Annotated in this window: 18 protein-coding genes and 1 tRNA gene; 5 read left to right on the forward strand and 14 right to left on the reverse strand. The window is 31.8% G+C overall.

The features are described from left to right. The 5 genes from Q0684_RS00005 to Q0684_RS00025 all read left to right on the forward strand — a co-directional run. Nucleotides 1-1,854 (forward strand): gliding motility-associated C-terminal domain-containing protein (locus Q0684_RS00005; RefSeq protein WP_299011987.1); only part of this gene is annotated, 1,854 nt, incomplete at its 5' end. A gap of 11 nt (nucleotides 1,855-1,865) precedes the next feature. Next, the gene (locus Q0684_RS00010) at nucleotides 1,866-2,819 is read left to right on the forward strand and encodes a type IX secretion system membrane protein PorP/SprF (protein WP_299011988.1); all 954 of its coding nucleotides are present in this window, start codon (nucleotides 1,866-1,868) and stop codon (nucleotides 2,817-2,819) included. 18 nt (nucleotides 2,820-2,837) lie between these two features. Beyond that, nucleotides 2,838-4,751 (forward strand): OmpA family protein, encoded by a 1,914-nt coding sequence (locus tag Q0684_RS00015; RefSeq protein ID WP_299011989.1) that lies wholly within the window; start codon nucleotides 2,838-2,840, stop codon nucleotides 4,749-4,751. Nucleotides 4,752-5,055: 304 nt separating this feature from the next. Then, nucleotides 5,056-5,128 (forward strand) — tRNA-Met (locus Q0684_RS00020). A gap of 127 nt (nucleotides 5,129-5,255) precedes the next feature. Beyond that, nucleotides 5,256-6,413 carry a site-specific integrase gene (locus tag Q0684_RS00025; RefSeq protein ID WP_299011990.1) on the forward strand — a complete coding sequence of 386 codons (1,158 nt, stop codon included), beginning with the start codon at nucleotides 5,256-5,258 and terminating at the stop codon, nucleotides 6,411-6,413. Here Q0684_RS00025 and Q0684_RS00030 read toward each other — a convergent pair. From Q0684_RS00030 to Q0684_RS00095, 14 genes are all read right to left on the reverse strand, one after another. Further along, nucleotides 6,410-8,581 (reverse strand): hypothetical protein, encoded by a 2,172-nt coding sequence (locus Q0684_RS00030; protein WP_299011991.1) that lies wholly within the window; start codon nucleotides 8,579-8,581, stop codon nucleotides 6,410-6,412. The two genes, Q0684_RS00025 and Q0684_RS00030, sit on opposite strands and share 4 nt — an antisense overlap. Then, nucleotides 8,553-9,617, reverse strand: coding sequence for a hypothetical protein (locus tag Q0684_RS00035; protein WP_299011992.1), 1,065 nt, complete (start codon nucleotides 9,615-9,617; stop codon nucleotides 8,553-8,555). Before Q0684_RS00035 ends, Q0684_RS00030 begins: the two co-directional genes overlap by 29 nt. Before the next feature lie 3 nt (nucleotides 9,618-9,620). After that, nucleotides 9,621-13,472 carry a phage tail tape measure protein gene (locus Q0684_RS00040; RefSeq protein WP_299011993.1) on the reverse strand — a complete coding sequence of 1,284 codons (3,852 nt, stop codon included), beginning with the start codon at nucleotides 13,470-13,472 and terminating at the stop codon, nucleotides 9,621-9,623. A gap of 2 nt (nucleotides 13,473-13,474) precedes the next feature. Next, on the reverse strand, nucleotides 13,475-13,849 hold the full coding sequence (locus tag Q0684_RS00045; RefSeq protein ID WP_299011994.1) for a hypothetical protein: 375 nt from the start codon (nucleotides 13,847-13,849) through the stop codon (nucleotides 13,475-13,477). 206 nt (nucleotides 13,850-14,055) lie between these two features. Beyond that, nucleotides 14,056-14,574 carry a hypothetical protein gene (locus Q0684_RS00050; RefSeq protein WP_299011995.1) on the reverse strand — a complete coding sequence of 173 codons (519 nt, stop codon included), beginning with the start codon at nucleotides 14,572-14,574 and terminating at the stop codon, nucleotides 14,056-14,058. Continuing rightward, nucleotides 14,567-15,307 carry a hypothetical protein gene (locus Q0684_RS00055; protein ID WP_299011996.1) on the reverse strand — a complete coding sequence of 247 codons (741 nt, stop codon included), beginning with the start codon at nucleotides 15,305-15,307 and terminating at the stop codon, nucleotides 14,567-14,569. The genes Q0684_RS00050 and Q0684_RS00055 overlap by 8 nt, the downstream gene beginning before the upstream one ends. 11 nt (nucleotides 15,308-15,318) lie before the next feature. Further along, nucleotides 15,319-15,687 (reverse strand): hypothetical protein, encoded by a 369-nt coding sequence (locus Q0684_RS00060; protein WP_299011997.1) that lies wholly within the window; start codon nucleotides 15,685-15,687, stop codon nucleotides 15,319-15,321. Further along, on the reverse strand, nucleotides 15,611-15,967 hold the full coding sequence (locus Q0684_RS00065; RefSeq protein WP_299011998.1) for a hypothetical protein: 357 nt from the start codon (nucleotides 15,965-15,967) through the stop codon (nucleotides 15,611-15,613). The genes Q0684_RS00060 and Q0684_RS00065 overlap by 77 nt, the downstream gene beginning before the upstream one ends. Further along, a complete protein-coding gene (locus Q0684_RS00070) occupies nucleotides 15,964-16,389 on the reverse strand; it encodes a DUF5675 family protein (protein ID WP_299011999.1) in 426 nt (141 codons plus the stop codon). Before Q0684_RS00070 ends, Q0684_RS00065 begins: the two co-directional genes overlap by 4 nt. After that, nucleotides 16,389-16,676, reverse strand: a complete 288-nt coding sequence (locus tag Q0684_RS00075; RefSeq protein ID WP_299012000.1) for a hypothetical protein — start codon at nucleotides 16,674-16,676, stop codon at nucleotides 16,389-16,391. Before Q0684_RS00075 ends, Q0684_RS00070 begins: the two co-directional genes overlap by 1 nt. Beyond that, on the reverse strand, nucleotides 16,673-16,939 hold the full coding sequence (locus Q0684_RS00080; protein ID WP_299012001.1) for a hypothetical protein: 267 nt from the start codon (nucleotides 16,937-16,939) through the stop codon (nucleotides 16,673-16,675). Before Q0684_RS00080 ends, Q0684_RS00075 begins: the two co-directional genes overlap by 4 nt. A 1-nt stretch (nucleotide 16,940) precedes the next feature. Next, complete coding sequence (locus Q0684_RS00085) at nucleotides 16,941-17,372, reverse strand: DUF1353 domain-containing protein (protein ID WP_299012002.1); 432 nt, start codon at nucleotides 17,370-17,372, stop codon at nucleotides 16,941-16,943. Then, nucleotides 17,372-17,833: a hypothetical protein gene (locus Q0684_RS00090; RefSeq protein WP_299012003.1), complete on the reverse strand. Its 462-nt coding sequence runs from the start codon at nucleotides 17,831-17,833 to the stop codon at nucleotides 17,372-17,374. The genes Q0684_RS00085 and Q0684_RS00090 overlap by 1 nt, the downstream gene beginning before the upstream one ends. Then, entirely contained in the window at nucleotides 17,830-18,711 is an 882-nt protein-coding gene (locus tag Q0684_RS00095; protein ID WP_299012004.1) for a tail fiber domain-containing protein, read from the reverse strand. The genes Q0684_RS00090 and Q0684_RS00095 overlap by 4 nt, the downstream gene beginning before the upstream one ends. Nucleotides 18,712-18,860: the final 149 nt, after the last annotated feature.

Raw genomic sequence — 18,860 nt, forward strand, 5'->3', positions numbered from 1 at the left:
ATTCCAAACGATGAAGATGCCGATGTTGATGGTGATGGAACCAACGACAATGGAGAAGATACCGATGGCGATGGAGTAAACGATGACAACGATGATGACATTGATGGTGATGGTATTCCAAACGACGAAGATGCCGATGTTGATGGTGATGGAACTAATGACAATGGAGAAGATACTGATGGCGATGGAGTGAACGATGACAACGATAATGACATTGATGGTGATGGTATTCCAAACGATGAAGATGCCGATGTTGATGGTGATGGAACCAACGAAAATGGAGAAGATACCGATGGTGATGGAGTTAATGATGATAACGATGATGACATTGATGGTGATGGTATTCCAAACGACGAAGATGCCGATGTTGATGGCGATGGTGTGAATGATAATGGAGAAGATACCGATGGCGATGGTGTGAACGATGACAACGATGATGATATTGATGGCGATGGTATTCCAAACGACGAAGATGCCGATGTTGATGGGGATGGTGTGAATGACAATGGAGAAGATACCGATGGCGATGGCGTGAACGATGACAACGATGATGACATTGATGGCGATGACATTCCAAACGACGAAGATGCCGATGTTGATGGGGATGGTGTGAATGACAATGGAGAAGATACCGATGGCGATGGTGTGAACGATGACAACGACGATGACATTGATGGCGATGGTATTCCAAACGACGAAGATGCCGATGTTGATGGGGATGGTGTGAATGATAATGGAGAAGATACCGATGGCGATGGAGTGAACGATGATAACGATGATGACATTGATGGTGATGGTATTCCAAACGACGAAGATGCCGATGTTGATGGTGATGGAACCAACGACAATGGAGAAGATACCGATGGCGATGGAGTAAACGATGAGAACGATGATGACATTGATGGTGATGGTATTCCAAACGACGAAGATGCCGATGTTGATGGTGACGGTACTAATGACAATGGAGAAGATACCGATGGCGATGGAGTAAACGATGACAACGATGATGACATTGATGGTGATGGTATTCCAAACGATGAAGATGCCGATGTTGATGGTGATGGAACCAACGACAATGGAGAAGATACCGATGGCGATGGAGTAAACGATGAGAACGATGATGACATTGATGGCGATGGTATTCCAAACGATGAAGATGCCGATGTTGATGGTGATGGAACCAACGAAAATGGAGAAGATACCGATGGTGATGGAGTTAATGATGATAACGACCCAGATATCGATAATGATGGTGTTACTAATGCAGATGAAGTATCAGATGGTACAGATCCCTTGAATTCAGATTCAGATGGCGATGGAGTTATTGATGGCACAGAGAAGACAGATGGAACAGATCCTTTAGATTGGTGTTCATCGATTCCATCAAGCATTACCCTTCCGTTGAGTCAAGTTTATTTAGATTCAGATTGTGATGGGGATGGCTTGAGTAATGGCTTTGAGATTGGTTTCGATGTAAAGAATCCGATAGATGGTGACGCAGATGGAGTTTACGATTATTTAGAATTTAATAACCACACAACACCAATAGAAGATGACTTAGAGGTATTTAATTTACTAACTCCCAATGGAGATGGTGAGAATGATGTATTTGTGATTCGTAATATTGAGTTGTACCCAGAGAACACATTAGAGATTTATAATCGCTGGGGAGTTAAGGTGTATGCTGTATCTGGTTACGGACAAAACGGAAGGTATTTTGTTGGAGAATCGGATGGTCGCATAACGATACAAAGTGCAGAGAAGTTACCAACAGGAACTTACTTTTACATACTAAAGTATAAAGCAGCAGGTACTATGAAGAAGCGTAATGGTTATTTATATTTAACTAAATAATAAAGAAAAAGATGAAAAATAATAGTTTTAATATTGGCAAAAATAAGGTTGTATTTACTGTTTTGTTAACGATGCTGTTAATGCATTTTAGCTATGCACAGCAAGATGCTCAGTTTACGAACTACATGTACAATACGTTGAGTTTTAATCCGGCCTATGCAGGATCACGAGGCAGCAGTAGTTTTTATCTGTCCCAACGTTCCCAATGGGTAGGTATTGATGGCGCCCCAACTACAAATGCGTTATCTTACCATAGTCCTATAGGTTCCTCCAAAGTAGGAGTTGGTTTAAGTTTTTTAAATGATGCTATAGGTCCAGTGGAAGAGAACTTGGTTTCCTTAGATTTCTCTTATACGATTAATACCTCTTATAATTATAAGTTAGCATTTGGTTTACGAGCGAGTGCACATATGTTAAATGTAGATTTTACGAAGCTAAATATTTTTAATCCAGGAGATGCATTGGCTCAGAATAATATCAATAATAGATTTTCTCCTAATATTGGAGTAGGTTTGTTTTGGTATTCGGAGAATAATTATATTGGTTTTTCGATACCAAACCTTTTCGAAACAAGTCATATCAATAGAGATTTAAATTCTTCAGTTAGTGCTGTTTCAAAAGAGCGTTTACACTATCATTTAACCGCTGGGTATCTTTTTGATTTGAGTCAAGATATAGTATTTAAGCCAGCATTATTAACCAAGTTTGTATCGGGAGCACCTTTACAGGTAGATGTGTCCGCAAATTTTCAGATGTACGATAGATTTACATTAGGTGCTTCTTACAGGGTAGATGCTGCCGTTAGTTTTTTAACCGGTTTTCAAATCAATAGAAATTGGATGCTAGGTTATAGTTACGATTTTGATACGAACAATTTATCTACTTATAATTCGGGTTCCCACGAAGTTTTTTTACGCTACGAAGTATTTAGAAATACTAATGTAAAAGCGCCAAGATTCTTTTAACCTACAACACATACACTTATGAGATTACCATCTATTTATATCGCGATATTTTCAGTATTTATTAGTTTTTCGCTACAAGCACAGCAAGGAAAGATAGCAAGAGCAGATCAAAAATATAGCAGTTTGTCTTACACAGAAGCGATTGCTCTTTATAACAGTTTAATTAAAGACGGTTATGGTTCTGTTTCATTATATGAAAATTTAGGGAATGCCTATTATTATCAATCCAAATATGATCAGGCTGGCTCTAGTTACGATTCTTTATTTCAACGAACAGAAACAGTTTCAGTAAATACTTATTATAAGTATATAGCAGTACTGAGAAGCCAGGGTAAGTATAATCAGGCAAAAAAATGGTATGATAAAATGCTTGGTTTGTATCCTAATGAAAAACAAGAGAAATCGAATTCTGAAGGGGTTTTTGTGAGTTCACAGAGTACCCCAACTTCAGTTACACTAAAAAATGCAGGGATTAATAGTGCTTATTCAGATTACAAAGCTTCTTATTTAGGAGCGGATGAAGTTGTGTTTACTAGCGGTAGAGCCACATGGAATTTATTTTCAAAGAAGTCAACTTGGAATAATGAAGCTTATAGCAACCTATACAAAAGTAGACTTATCGACCAAGACTCTCTAGGTAAGGCAGAAAAGTTAAAAGGCAATATTAATAAATACTACCATGAGTCTTCTGCGGTGTTTACCAAAGACGGTACAACGATGTATTTTACAAGAAACAATTACCAATCCTCTAGAGTTGCTTCCGATTCCTTAAACAATGTATTGTTAAAAATATACAAAGCTACATTTAATGGAAAGAAATGGAGCAATGTAGAAGAATTACCATTTAATAGCAATGATTTTAGTTGTGCACACCCAGCATTAAGCCCTAACGAAGATTATCTATACTTTTCATCAGACATGCCTGGAACTTTGGGAGAGTCTGATTTATACAGAGTAGCAATTAAAGACAACAATACTAGTTATGGTACTCCAGAGAGTTTAGGCTCAAGTATCAATACAAAAGGAAGAGAGACTTTTCCATTTATTAGTTCAGATAATGTATTGGTATTTGCATCTGATTATAGAGCAGGATTAGGCGGTTTAGACCTGTATTATGTAAATCTTACGAGTAAATCGCAACGAGTGTATCGTTTTTCTGCTCCTATAAATACTCCTGCAGATGATTTTGGATTGATTTATAAAACAGCACAGGGTACCGGATTTTTAACTTCAAACCGAAAAGAGTCAGGTTTAGGCACTGATGATATTTATCAATTTGAGGGATTATTATTACCTAATACACAAGATGTTACCTTAGTTTTTAAATCGAATAAAGGCACACCTATATTGGGTACTACCAGCATCACCTTAAAAGAAGGAAATGCTACTTCATTGGAATCAGTAGTAGGTAAAAACAACAAACTAACGCTTTTAGATGTTGATACCGCAAAGGAGTACAATTTAGCGGTAAGCAATGCGAATTACGAACCATTAAGCACTACCATTGGGTATCAGGGTAAAGACACAATTACCATAACCCTTACAGAGAAAGCACCACCTGTAGCTCCAGTAGATTTAAGAGAAGTTTTAAAGTTAGATGTTATTTATTTTGATTTTGATACGGCAAAAATCACAAAAGCATCTGCTGTAGAATTACAAAAGGTAGTTGCAATAATGCAACAATATCCGTCCATAGCAATAGAAATTGTTGGTCACACAGATAGAAGAGGCCCTGCAAGTTACAATCAACTTCTATCAGAGCGAAGAGCAAGTTTAACTAAAAAATGGTTGGTAGAAAACGGGATTTCATCCGATAGAATGACCACCAAAGGTTTAGGAGAAAGTACGCCAATGAATGATTGTATTGCCAAAAGAAAGTGTACAGAACAACAACACAACCAAAATAGAAGAACAGCGTTTATAATCAAATAACAATAGATCCTATTTTTATAATACTTTAGAAAAGACTCAAACAAATTATTTGGGTCTTTTTTTTGTGAGTTTAAATTGAATATTTAATTAAAGTAGCAACCTTTAAAAAAAATAAACAGTAATAGATTAAATTTAACTTACAAAATAGATCTCGATTCTGTGCTAGATATTTGTGCTAGAGCATACTATGAATTATCATCAAATTTAGGTTTTGTGTTTGAATTAAAAACATCCATGTTTTTTAAAATTATATTAATATAATCCTTGCAAAACTAAGAAACTATTGTATATTTGCAATCCAAATCGCGGGATAGAGCAGTAGGTAGCTCGTCGGGCTCATAACCCGAAGGTCACTGGTTCGAGTCCAGTTCCCGCTACTAGAAATAGCACAAGCCCTTTATTTATAAGGGCTTTGTTGATTTTAGACAAATTACCGTCTCAAATTTGTCTCACATTGATGTTTAACTTTTTGCAACTGGTTTAAAAACCTGATGTAAAAAAAAAATGTCCACTACTCAAAAAATCAGAAACGTATTAGTTCTTGTAGATTTTGTTCCAGCAGAATTAAGAGAAAACAAAACTTGGAAGATAGTTTACTACGTTAAATGCCCTATTGATAATAAGCTTAAGAGAAAGCAAAATAGAGTCAAGCCATTAAAAAGTATTACAGAAAGAAGAAAGCTGGCCAGAAAAATGGTTTTAGAGCTTAATAAAAAATTAGAACGAGGTTGGAATCCATTATTAAACGATAATGAGATTAGAGGTTTTGTTAAATTTTCTGATGCTGCACGTTTATTTTTAGATAGAACTGTTAAGGAAGTAAAAAATCAAGATAAAAGAGCTGATACTTTAAGAAGCTACAAGTCCTTTATAAAAAACATTTCAGACTATCTTGAGGAAATTAAAGAACAAAATATGTTCGTTATCAAATTCAAAGATGAATTGGTACGAGATTTTTTAGATGTTGTTTATTACGATCGAGATAATTCTGCAAGAACTCGTAACAATTATTTAAACTTTATCAAAACGTTTAGTGATTGGTTAATTCGTCATAAATACATATCTCAAAACCCTACTACAAGAATTGAACTAATCCCAGAAAAAACAAAAGAACGTGAGGTTATTCCAGACGGAACTTTAAAAGAAATTTTCAAATTTTTAAAAGAGAAAAAAGAGAATTATTATATGGTTTGTTTGATTTGCTACTATTGTTTAGTCAGAAGAACCGAAATAACTAAACTTAAGGTAAGCGATGTTATTTTAAAAAATGGAGTAATTTATGTGAATAAGAATGTGTCTAAAAATAAAAAAAGTATGCCGGTTACTATTCCAGATGTTTTAATTCCTTTTTTGGTAAACCATTTAAAGAATGCAGAAATGGGCGATTATTTATTTTCTGATAATTATTTACCCGGACGAAATAAACTACCTCCTAAAAAAATATCTGACGAATGGGTAAAAGTAAGAACAGCCTTGAATTTGCCTAAAAAATATCAGTGGTATAGCCTAAAAGATACAGGTATTACAAACTTATTAAAGGCAGGAGTTCCTCCAATAGCTGTAAGAGACCAAGCACGTCATCATAGCATTACACAAACAGAAGCTTATACTCCAAAAGAAATTTTAAAAGCAAATGTAGATATCAAGACAGTAAAAATTTAACTTGCTGTAACTGTAATATCAATAGTATTTGTTAAACCAACAGAATTAACTACTGTTAATCTAATAACATAATCCCCTGCTAAATTTATATAACCACTATTTGTAAAACGAGTTATAGAGTGAACTGTATTTTGAGATTGAAAAATACCAGAGGCATTTCCATCAGGACTACTTAATACTTCCCATCCAAAGGATAAGTCTAAACTTTGAGGATCGGATGAATTGTTTGCATAAATATCTATATAAAATGAACTTGGAAAACCAAATTGACCTATGGAAATTGATGCATTGAATTGTGTAACAAGAGTTGTTCCCCACGAAGTAGAAGTAGTAAAAGCAACAGGAGGTAAATAAGTAGTGTTACCAGATCCATCATCTATCACTAAATTAAAATCTGGATAACTTTTTAATTTAAAGAGGCGAAGTTTAATGCTTTCAAATAATGAATTGAGATTTGTTCTTTGCAGATTATGTACTAAAAATGAATTGTTATAAAACCAAATAATACTTTCTGAATTCAATTTAGAAGATACATAGATAGGTAATTTTAAAGTTTGATTATACTCTTCTGAATTTAAAAGTTGAAACATCCAACGTCTTAAAAACAAGTGAATAAAACCTAATCTAGAGTATAAATTATCTCCATCATTTATTAACGGTTTAGCATTTGCATTGCTCTCAAAAAACAAAATAGAATTACTTTCTTGATTACAAACTGCTGGTTGACCTTCAATAAATAGTGATTTCAACGGTTGTAAAGGCAAAGAAAAGGAAGAATAACCGATAGCAGAAGGTATGAACTCACCTTTCTTATTCATATAAAGTGTTTCGCCATCATCAAAAGAAATCTTATACCCTAAAGATTTATTTAATTTTCTAGCAATAGATTTTGTCATATATTTTGATAAATCTATTTGTTCATTCGAACTTTGTGATGAATTGAAAAAATTAAACTTAACAGTCTTTGTTGGTTCATCAAAAACAGATGTTAAAGCCATACTTTCTTTTAAATCTGAAATATATTCTCCAACACTTTTATCTGGAAGTAAATCTTTCAAATCAATAAAATCTTTATACAAAGGCCTTTCAGTTCCTGTTATTTCATAATCTCCTTCAAGAGTATTTTCGGTATTTGATGAACAAATAACTCTTATTTCTAAATCTTTACCAACGTCAGCTGCAGCAACATGAATTTCAGTGTTTATAGTTCTTTCAAAAGTGTTATCATCATTGTTTCTTGCTATGGCAGCTCCTAATAATTGATTGTCAAAATAAACTTGAATATAAAACTCTTCGTTTGCAACAGTAAACGAACCTTTTACATTTAATTCCATAGAATATGATCCTTTTGAGTATAAAGCAAAAATTCTTACATATTTATTATAGGTTACAGTAGATGGAGAATATCCAGAAATATTAGATTGACTTAACGTTACTGTTAAATTGTTATTTAATAAGTAGTCTTTATTAGTGTAAAAAATAGAATTATTATGATATTGCAATGCTTTGCTAATGGATGCGTGCGTGTTAAAATCTCCAAAAACAGTATAATCTATTTGAGAAAATATAAATTTCACTATTTCTTTAACATAAATAAAAGGTCGCATTTCATTCATCTTTTTAAAAGGAATGCTGTAAGCATACTCTAGCGTTTTTTCAAAATCTCCATTTATATTTTTATTTAAAAAACCAGAGTAACCACCCCAATCATTTTCTTTATATAATTCTGGATGATATACTTCTGAAAAATTAATTAAAGTATCTGGATAATCTTTTGCAATAGTATCTTTTGCATATTGGTAAATATCATCGCCAATATTTAAAACTGGCCATGGAAGCATTTTTAGAGGAATATCAAATATTGTTAATTTGTCTGGACTGTAGTAAAAAATTGATTTTATACTATTATCAATATTTAAAATCATTAGTTCAGCATCGTAATACCTGTCATTTCTAAATAAAAAACCTGCAACAACTTGATTTCCTTCTACACTATTATGTGAGCTAACAAATTCAAAAAAAGGAATAAAGCCACGTTCGTTTGGAATGTTAAAAGGGAATGATTGCTGTTTAATCAAATCTTTTTCAAAGAAAGAATTTTCATCAGAAAACTTAATATCCAAATGAGAAAGGTCTAATCTAAAATCCTCTGTAATAAATATTGTCATTTTCTGAATATTTAAATATTAGTGTTTCTCTTTGAGTGAAATTATCGGTTTCTAAAGGAGTTATTTTTTGAGGAGTTTTAGTTATCAACCTTTTAAGACTTGGAAGCTCGTAAATATTGAAAGATTTTAAAAGATTGATAATCATATCATACTTGGATTCGTCTCGAATATAACCTGTGTCTAAATAGATTTCTGACTTTTCTTCTATTACATTAGTTGTAATACTGGTTTTATTATTTCTAATAAAAATGTTCTCTTTTGATTTAAAAGAAATAGGAGATTTTTTTGCTCCGGTAAATTCTATAGAAGTTAATGTTCCGTAAGAATTTTGATATACTAATAAAGAATGATCTACTTCTGGAGGTAAAACGTAAAACTTACCAAAAGTAAAAACTGAATTATCAGAAAAAACTAATGATAAAGTAAAAGAATCAATGTTGGTTCCTATTATTTTTTCTACAGGAATAAACAATGTATGTAGCTTTTTAGATGATGTATAACTAGGTAGATTAATTTCAGATATTACACCGTTGATTTCTAATCGAACTTTAACAGGAAATAATGTCGCATAAAAAGAAAAAGATAGTAGATTTTTTAAAGTAGTAGATGTGGATTGTTTTATTGGTAAAAAGTATTTACCTGCATCAACCACATTGCTGAAATTAACAAAATTTACATCTCCTAAAACCATAGAAAAGTTTATAGTTTTAGTATCTAGTTCAGTGTTGTTTTCCATTTCTTTTAAAACACAAGTAATAGCAGCGATATCAAAAGAAGTAAAATTAAAATCGGTAACATCAATTTCAGATACTTCTAATTTTTGAGTTATAATCGAATGTATATAGTTTTCAAAATATAATTCTGCTTCATTGTTAAAAAAAGGAATTTCAAAATTATGATTCCAATTAAATGCATCAAAAACAACAGATAGTTCTACTTTTAAAAAGTTAGCATTATTTACAGTAGCAACTAAAATTTTATTATTCTCTAAAGTTCCATATAATTTATTCTCTTCGTAATTTCCTAAATAGTTCATTGTTTAACTTCTAGTGTTTTGATAAATTTCTTCGTGTTCCTGGTCAATTTCTTTTTGCCTTAAAAAATCTTCGTAATCTTTTACATTGTACGCTTTAATTCCTCTGTCTAATTGTTCTTTTAATTGAAAAAGTAAAGACATCATCATTTCGTCTCTTTCATTAATAGCAGAAGTTTCATTGCTATTTTCTTCTTCAAAAGTAGGTGCAGGTGTAGAAGAACTCCTATTGAAACCACCATCAAAAAACCCAGGGCCTTTTAAACGTTCACGTTCTAAATATTGAATAGTAGGCGCATAGCGTGGACTTTCATTCATCCACTTAGGAGCAACCCACTCGTTAATGTGATAAGGACCATTTGGAGTATCCATTGCAACACCATCTTGATAATCGTATCTAATTGGTTTATCTCCTGTAAAACCTCCTTGAAAAAAACCACTTTTATCTGGTAATGGAGCTGCTAAAACTAAACCTGCTTGTAATGCCCCCATAGCACCTATAATGGCAGCCCAAGGCATACCTCCTGTCCAAGGAGAAGAAGCAACAGCTTTCATTATACCTAAAGCTGTATTTGCACCAATACTAAACAAAGCTGCTGTTCTTTCTCTTTTAGCTTGTTTATATTCAATTTCGGCTTGTTTTTTAGCTAATTCAGTATCAAGTTTTTCAATTTCTTCATTGTACTTATCTTGACTGATAACACCATCATCTAATTGTTTCTTTAAAGAATCTTTCTTTTTATTATTAGATTTTTCTAATGCACGTAATTGTTTTTCTTCATTTTGAGCTACAAACTTTGAATACATACCCCAAGCCTGTTGCATTGATTGTAGCACCATTTCTACCTGACCAATCTTTTGCTTAAACTGATCCATTTTAGATGCACCTTCATCTAATTGCTTAAAAGAGTTTTCCCATTGCTCTGGAGTAAATCCAAAAATGTCAACATTATTTAAACTAGATAAATCAGCACCTTCTTCCTCTTCCGAAATACCAGAAATAGCATTTTTCTCTTTTTTTATTTCAGAGAGTTTTAATCGAATTTGCTCTAATTGCTCTTTAAGAACTTCTTTTTGCTCTTCGGTTAATATTTTATCCGCAAAATCAACTCCTTCAATTTCTCCTGTTTGTAGAGCTGTAGTATAAAGTTTTACAAGTTCTTGGAGGTGTTTTGCTTTTTCAGAAAGTTCTTTAGCATCATATTGTCTTTGTAAAACAGATTTTGCCTGCTCAAAGGTTTTGATTTTATTTAATTCGCTTTCTGATAATGTTTTGCTTAATAATTTTTTAGCATCATTTAAACTTTTTAAGTTCGCCAGCTCATCATTATAAGCTATAGTTCTTTTGGTTTTAGCAGAATTGTAATCTTTGGTTTTTTTAGCCAAAAATTTATTAGTAGCATCTAACTCTATTTTAGCAATTTTTGCTTGATGTTGTGCTTCTAACTTTTCTTGAACTAACAATTCTAATTTTGTCAGTTTGTTTCTTTCTTTACCAAATAAACCTGCTTTTTGAAGTCTTTTTTTATGCGCAATAATTTCTTGTTCAATTAATGATTTTGAACTTAATAGCACCTTTTCTCTATATGATAATTCAGCTTCCTTTTGTTTTTTCAATTCAGCTGCTTGTTTTTCAGCTGCCTTTTTATTTATACCTGCAATTTTATTGTTACGCTCAATTGCTTTACCTATTTCTATACGCAATTGTTCGTTAGTCAACTTCTCTATATTCTTTATTCGTAGTTCTCTAGCAGTTTTTTCTAAAACAGATCTGATACGTTTAAATTTTTTGTCAGACTCAAGCCTTTTTGCATCTGCTTGAGATTGCTCTTGCAATCGTTTTTTATATTCTTCCGTATAAATATTTTCTTTATCAGATAAGACTTTAAGAGATTCTGCTTTTCTTTTAGATGCAGTAATAGCCATATTCGTAGAAAACATTGCTTGGTTTCCAAAACTTTTTACTGAAGAAGTTAAATAATCATACCATATAGTGTGATCTTCTAAACCTTTTGCTTCTTCTTCTCTACGTTTTTTAATTGTTTCATCAATAAGTTGCTCTAGTGCTTTTTGTTCAGCACGTTTTTTCATAGCAACTATTTGTAAGTCGATAGCTTCAGCAACTTGTGATGTATTAATATTTTCTAACGTAAGATTTCCTAAATATTCTGGGTATGATTTATTTATCTGTTTTATAGCTTTTTCACGTTGGTCCTTATTTAAAGTTTCATCTTGTGCTACAATTAATAATTTTTTTAAGGCTCCTTCTTCTTGACCATAAATAGAAGCGGTTCTCTTTTTTAAATCATTTAAAGCTTGCTGTTTTACAGATGCTTCATCTACCTTTTTAGAAAATAAAGCGTAGGCTACTGTTGCTGCAGTAATAAGTCCAACTAACAAACCAATAGGACTTAATTTTGTTGCAATAGAAAAAGCACGCATAGCTATGGTAGCTTTCTTTAAATTACCAGATAATAGTGCAATAACAGCTTTATATGCAAATACAGCTCCTTTTGCAAAAACAAGTCCAATAGCATTTGCTTTTATAGCTAACGTATGAAGAATAGTATCGCCAGTAGCAATCTTTGTCCATAAGGTCATTATTTTTAAGGCTGCCTTATAAGAAAAGAAAGCAGTAGCAGCAACAACTACAACTTTAATAACTGTAGTAATTCTATCTCTTAATTGTTGCATTGAGCCATCTGCATCATCACTTAAACCAACTAATTTTGCAAAAAAACCAATAACCAAAGCACCTTGAAGCTTTAATTTATTCCAAGCTAAATGCAATATACTTGCAGTATCTGTTAATTGTACCCAAACATTATTTAAAGCTTCATTTGCTTTTACTTCTAACTCTTTAGCTTCGGCATATTTATCTGTTGATTTTGTTACATCTGCTAGAGATAAATCGATCTCATGAAGTGTAGCTAGATATTCAAAACCTGCATCTTCTCCTGGTCCGCCAAAAATATCTGCAACAGCTTGACCAGCCAATTTACTTTTAGGAGGAATCAATGATAATCTTTGCGAGATATCTTGTATTACTTGAAAAATAGTTTTTTTACCAGACGATAAATCTTTTTCAATTGAAACAGAGCTTAACCCGATTGCTTTTATTGCTTGAGCAGCAGCAGGTGTCATTTCTCTCAATCTTAAATTAGCCTCCTTTATTGCATCTACACCTTTATCGCTATAAATACCTTTTTTTACTTCTTGAGACATTAAAGCAATAGATTGTTTTGCTGATAACCCTGCCTCTTTTAATAATGCAGGATATTCTCGAACTTTATCTAAAAAATCTCCATTAGCATTAGCTCCATTTAAAAAACCTTGTTCTATTAAATCTAATGCTTTTGTAAAATCAATGCCCATTTGTTTAGATAAGGCATTTGCAGATTCTGTCATTTTTTTAGCATCTGTATCAAACGTATCTGCTAACGCTTTTACTTTTGCAGTAACTATTTCTAACTCACGCCCTTCTAATTCTGTTATTTGAAGAATTGTATGTTTTAACTCTCTTAATAAATCTACTTTTTGATGGAGAACTTTAAAGTAATTTATCATTCCATTAATAGAGAAAACAGAAGCTATTGTTAAACCAACTAAACCTAATTCTTTTCTAACTTTTGATAATAGCGAAGGAACTCCTTTGATTTCCTTTTGTATATCATTCCAAACTTTAGTAACCTTTCTTAATTCAGCAGATTTTTCTTCATATTCTTTTGTGCCACGAGTAAGGTGTTTGATTTGACCTCTTAACTTACCCATCTCTTTGCCTATAGAAAACAAATTATTTTTAACCTGCTTTCCATTAATATAAATGGATAATTGTCTGGTAATTTTTTTATTAGCCATTTTTAAAAGTTGATTTTAGACATTACTTCATCTGCACGTATATCACTTATTTCAGTGATTAATGTTTCCAAAGCGTTTTTAGACTTCAAAGAATCGTTTATAAAATTAGTGTTGCTTAATAATCGAAGTTTTACGCCATTGTTTTTGACACCATCAAATCCAAAATGTTGTTTAAAACCGTAATGAGGCATTTTAATTACTAATCGTTGTAATTCGCCTCCTTTCATTTTACTTACTATTGTAGAGCGTAGCATTTCGCTATTACCTTGTGTAGTTTCAAATAGATTACGGATTTCACTTTTAAGAGATTTTCTTAAAACTAGAGAAGCTTTTTGACCTGCTTGTTTTTCTAATTGTTGGAAGTTTTCTCGAGACATTTTACACCTAATTTATATGGCAATTTAGGTGTGTTGGTGTTTTTAAAATAGGACAGAAAAAATTCGGTTAAATTTTTAGTATTTTGGAAAATGGAAAAATCTAAACCAAAGAAAAAGAAGAAATGGTATTTGTATCGATTTTTACGCTATCAAGTGAAATGCTTATTGCTATTATTTATTTCGAATTCTAAAGGAGGTAATAGTATCTAATCCAAATCATCCCATTTAGAAACATCTGGAGTAGTACATACTTGGTTTTTTAAAGAGACTTCACATCTATAACCATACAATCCATCAGAAAATAATGGACCTACTTTAAAATGATGGAATGAATTTTTATCGACCATACCATACAACCAATTCTTAACTCCATTAATTTTGGGTAAACTAGCATCGTGTAAAATTCTGGTTTCAATATCAAAACAGATTTGTTGACAGAAATCTAATACTTCATTTTGCGCATCGTATTCATCTAAATTACCAGTTTTAGTATTTGGCTTTCCCACAACAGTAAATGCAGTTGTATTTGTGTGTTTGGTTTTGGTATTATCGCCAGAGGTTTGCGTTTCTACAGCATCAATTAATTTTACAGGTAATTCTACACCTTTACGCAATGCTCCTGTAACTTCAGAAACATTCCAACGATATTTTCCTTTAATATCTTTATGAGCATCTGCTAATGCTTCTAGATAATTGACAACTGTTAATAATGATACTCTAGGCATTTGGTTCTTTTTTTAATTGCTCTTCAAATTCACTTAAAAAAGTATATACATTGGTAGTTTTAGTTTCGTTATGAGAACCAAATTTTGCACCAGATAAATGCAATATCAATTTACCAAAACCGCTACTATTTGGTGTTTTTTGTTTTTTAGTGGTTTTAGGAAATACAACTGGAAATTGAGTGTACAAATATTCTCTACAACCTTGATATGTTATCGCAGTTGCTAACAAAATTGGCTTATTAATTTTAGAGAGTGCTTTTGCACGCTCTTCTAGTTCGGTTTTATCAAATAATAAACGTTTTCCTTTTTTGTCTTTTTCTCTGTATAAAACAGCAGCTAAATACTGTAAATATTCAATATCTTTTGTTTTGTGCCAGCCTAAATACAAATCTTCTGCGTGTGCAAATTCATCTACATTTAAATTTGTAATTCTTTCATTTGGAGCAAACAATTGTTTGTTTTTGATTTTAATAATACTGATGAATTTTGTGCGTTCTTGTTTTTCGTAAAGAAAAACATAATGCTTTTTTAATTCTGAAATCCCGACATTTCTTAAAATCTTACTTATGTTAAAGATTTTTTTGAATTGCCACCAACGTATATTTAACAAAATAAAAAGCACTAATATATCTTGTATCTTATTTTTTTGAGAGTGAAAAACACTAGCCAACTTCTTTAGTTGACGTTCAGTTAAATCATTCCAATTAGTAGGTATGTTAATGTTTATTGTCATTTTACACGATGCTAGTTAACTAATGAATAAGTAATTATACCGATAGCAACACCACCTACTCCATACAACCAACCATTGTTTCTTTTTTTTGAATTTTTAAGCAAACTTTGATTAGTCTTTTGTAATTGTATTTGGAGTTGTTCTCGTTTAATTCTTTCTAATTCTAAATCATTAAACATTTGTAAATTATTTTTGATCAAGCTTTGAAGAAGAATGCTCTTTTTATTAAATGCAATTTTTACCGAATCACATTTTCGGCTTTCCTTCATTATAGATTTAAACGTTTGTTTTCCGACAGTTACACTATCTTTTTTGATACTTTGAGATAAAACCACGGATGTCATCATCAGTAATAGTATCGTTGTCAATAATTTTTTCATCTTGTTTTAGCTTTTTGTCAATATTTAATTCTGCATTTCTAACAGCCTTTGTGAGTCGTTTGTTTTTATCTATAGATGCCTGTTCTCTTTTGTTTGAAGCAACAAGATCTAGTTCTAAATTTTCAATCTGATTTTTGTACTCTTTTACCAACTGTCTTTTAATTAAAGCATACTTAACAGTATAACTCATTAAAAGAAGAGAACCCAAAGCAACAATTATTAAAAGTGCTTTTACTTTAACAGATTGCGATCTTATGATATTCCAAACAGCTAAAATCATTTTGGATCAATGATTTCAATAGTCGTTTTTCTAATTCCTCTTAAGGCTCTATGAAAAGATTCTAAAGCATTTCTACTATCAGTTACATCATAGTAACCATCTCTATTTAAATCTTTCAATTTAATACCAGGAGCAATACAACCATTTAACTGTTTCCAATAATTAGAAGCGTGAATTTTACATTCGCTTCTATTTGGTACATCTTTCAATTCGTATAAATCTTTATTAAATCTTGGAGAACGTTCTAAAACTAATGGATAAATACCCGGAGGAACATTACTTACATTCCTCTGGTTATTACGATCACCTCGTTCTATACATAAAGAAGCATAAATAGGCTGTCCATTACGATCAATAACAGTTAGCACTCCTGTGCTTTGGTTTCTATCTTCCCATAAACGTTGTAATCGAACTCTTTTCATTATGGGTGTTGTTTTTTATAGTTGTCAAATGCTTTTTTAAGGGCATTGTATTTTTTCTGCCAAGAGTTCTCAACTCGTTCAATCTCTGATTTTAAAGATGATATTTCTGCTTGAAATTCTGTAATCTTTTGATTTGTATCTTCAACAAATTTGTCATACAATTCTTGCATTCCAGATAGTGCATCCGTTTTTCTTCTCTTACGTTGTAAATAAGAATCATACAAACCTCCTGCACCAAACAAGAAGCCTAAAATCATTGGTAGGTTGTCTAAAATGTATTGTTTCATTGTAAATAAATTATCAGAGTGATTACTAATCCGGGTATGATGGTAAAGATAAAATCTAACCATTCTGCATTACCATGACCTTGTTTGTCAAAAAATTCTTTTGAAGCTGCTAATACAACACTTGGTAATAGAATTAACCAAAGTGCATCAAAAATGAAGAAGCCAATTACTCCTGCAATAGAGTATAGGAAGCCCCAATAAAAGTGACCTAACTTATCTGCTTTAGGTGTAAATTTTTGAATGAGTTTATATAAGTTTTTCATACTAATTAGGTATTGATATTTGTTTTGAATAGAAAAAACCGCCAATTAATCTGATTACAGCGTGAGTTAACCAGTTTTTAAATTTCTTTTTAGGAGCTAATTTTTTACGCCAAAGAGTACGCTCTTTATCAGCGAATAAGCGAGCTTCATAAAAGCTATTATTAAAGTGCTGTATTTGTCCAACTTTATCAACCCATAACTTATCGTGAATTAAATCTCCTAAAAAACCTTTATCGATTGGAGAAAAAATAGACCAAGCCCATTTTGGTACAGAAGCTAAATCTGTTATAAATCCTTTTTCGATAGTTAATACATAACCATCAGATAAAGTAACTTCTATATCTTCAGTAACTTCAAAGGTGCGTTCTCCATCGAAATGAGGAACGTACCTTATAGGTATATAGGTTGGTGTCTGGAGGAATTGCAACTTCATTATGCTAACATATTATCAGTTACTTCAATAAGACTTCCATTATATTCAACCGCCCATTCATCTTTTAAATTCAGATGTTTCCAGTTATCATTTAGCAATAACCAAACAGCAGCTTTAGTTGCTAAAGCAGTATCTTCTGGAAGAGTTACATCAGAACTGTCAAAGGCAAAGTTCAAATAATCTTTTACACTATCTTTTGTAGGATAACCAACACTAACTATTTGACCGTTTTCGTTTAACTCTTCATCTAGAGAATTATCTGTAAAACGAAGTTCTGGTAAAACAGCAATAACAGCTTGAGGGTTTTGTTCGTCATGAACTTGAACAAATTTCATGTGTAATGCTTTAGTAATTGGATTTACTCCAAATCCATTACATAAAATTATGGTGTTTGGGTGCAAACCTAAATCGTTTACATCTTGGTATTGAGGAGCCGATAATTTTCTAACTATTTTTATCATTGTATTTGAGTTTTTATAAAGTGTTGAATAGCTGCTTTACATATCATATCTATATAAGTATGATTTAGTCCTTTTTCTCCATTTTCTGAAGTATGTACTGCTTGTGGTAATATTTTCTCAACTTCTTGTGCAATTAAACCTGCTTGCTTACTGTTGGTTTTTGAGAAGTCATAGAATGAAAAGTTTAATTTCTTAAACACATCTAAAGCCCAAACACCATCTATTAATTCAATATTTGATTTAAATTTTTTATCTGACGTTTGAATTAATGAGACACAAGTCATATTACCTGATGCTGTAATATTTCCAATATTAGTTGTATTGTTAATCCCATCAACACAAAATCCTGGTTTCGTTTCAAAAACATAAGTGAAATTTGTGAAAGGATGGGGGTTGGTAAATATTACACTCTCATTATTTAAAACAAATGCTTCTACAGATAAATCTGTATTACCATTAATACTGGTTATCGTTTTTAGCTCAATTGCAAATTGTTCATTTCCATTTGTTACAATTTTCACCCCAATCTGTGTAAAAGCTCCACTTTGTGAACTTATAACAACAGTTTTACTATGGTTAACTAAAACATCCATTAACACATTAACAACTACACCTGTTGATGTTCCGTTAATAGATAATCGTATAGCAGATGATAATCTATCTCCTGTAACTTTTAAAGCAGTTGTATACGTGTTATTATTAACAGTAACTACTCCTTTAGTCGATCTTAAAACATTATCAACTATTTGTTGAAATTGCGTATTCTGGTCTTTAAGATGATTGTCATTTTCAATAAGCTTACGTAAATTGGTTCTTAAGCCATCGCCTTGACCATCATTTGGAGTAGTTCCTGTATTAATTGTAGAGTTAAATGCCATGTTAATCTATATCACAAGTTATTTTTTCGTTGTCGCTAGTAATACTTTCTGAATCGCTCTTAAAAAAGGAGGCGACACGATTAACTCCTTGTTTTAAAACACTAAAAATTCGTATCATAATTCAAATATCTAGCTAATCCCATTTTTAA

This window comes from uncultured Polaribacter sp., assembly GCF_947503875.1.
Taxonomy (GTDB): Bacteria; Bacteroidota; Bacteroidia; order Flavobacteriales; family Flavobacteriaceae; genus Polaribacter.